General features: G+C 70.4%; 1 protein-coding gene and 1 pseudogene. Both read left to right on the forward strand.

All coding sequences use genetic code 11. The features are described 5' to 3' along the window. Positions 1 to 798: pseudogene (locus FHU13_RS27295) on the forward strand (MFS transporter); the annotation flags it as partial. A 29-nt stretch (positions 799 to 827) separates the two neighbouring features. Continuing rightward, a partial coding sequence (locus tag FHU13_RS27300) for a hypothetical protein (protein ID WP_183438953.1) occupies positions 828 to 1205 on the forward strand: 378 nt, incomplete at its 3' end.

Consider the following 1205-nt stretch of genomic DNA (forward strand, 5'->3'; position numbering starts at 1 on the left):
GGCCTGTCGATCGGCAGTGCCGTCTTCCTCTTCCTGACCGCCGAGGCGGGTTGGACGACAGCCGTCCTCGCCATGGCGGCGATGGTCCTCGGCCTCGGGCTGCCCTTCCTCGTGCTCGCTCCGCGCCTCGGCACGGAGGCGACCCGCGCGCACCGCCCCGGGCTGGCCGCGGCTCTGCGCAATCCCCGCATCCGCATCGGCCTTCTGCTCGTGATGGTCTTCGGCCTCGGCCTGCGTCTCGGCCAGAGCATGCTCGGCCCCTTCCTGATCGATGCAGGCCTGTCCCTGAAGGCGGTCGGCCTCATCAACGGCCTGGGCGGCGCAGGGATCGGCTTTCTCGGCACCCTGGTCGGCGGTGCGGCCGTGCGCCGGCTCGGATCCGCGGCGAGCGTCCGCATCGCGATCGGTGCTCAATGCCTCGCTCTCGCCGTGCTCGCCCTCGCCGCCGCGTCGGGCACACGGGCCCCTGAACCGCTGGGCGCCCTGGCCCTACTTTCCGCCGCGACTGCCGCCTTCGGCTTCGTAGCCCTGTACGCGGAACTGATGGCTTACGCCTCGCCGGCACAGGCCGGCATCGACTTCACCCTGTTCCAGTGCGCCGACGCCCTGATCGCCCTGTTCGGCGGGGCGGTGAGCGGTGTGCTGGCCGGTCAGCTCGGCTTCCCGGCCTGCTTCGCGCTCGCCGCCTGTGCGTCCCTCGCCGCCGTCGCCGCGGCACGCCTCATCCGGCATGCCGCGCGGGAGGCCAGTACGGGACGCGGTTCCACCGGGCGCATCGCGACCGCCGCCCTCCCCTGAGCCCGACGCGGGCGACCCTGGAGACCTGCATGACGGATGCCCCTGCCCAATCCGCCTCGGGCGATTTCGATCTCTCCGGCTGGCCCGTGGCCCGCTACCGGATGCCCGAGCGCGTGCCTGATGCTGACGCCGAGGTCCGCGTCGCGGAATTCGATGCCCTGCTCGCTCGGAACGAGCGCTTCGTCCTCGTCTTCCACGGCCCGGAAATGCCGAAGGACTCGCCCCGCTTCATGAGGGCCTACAAAACTTGGTTCAGCGCGACCAAGGAGACACAAAAGCGTCTCTGCGCCGGCGCCATCCGGGTCGAGCCCGATGCAGAGCGCCGCAAGTCCTTCACAATGAAGGTGCTTTCGCTCATGAACAAGGTCTTCATGCCCTATCCCTACACGGTGGTTGGGAGCGACGCG

The sequence above is a fragment of the Methylobacterium sp. R2-1 genome (genome assembly GCF_014191355.1).
GTDB lineage: Bacteria > Pseudomonadota > Alphaproteobacteria > Rhizobiales > Beijerinckiaceae > Methylobacterium.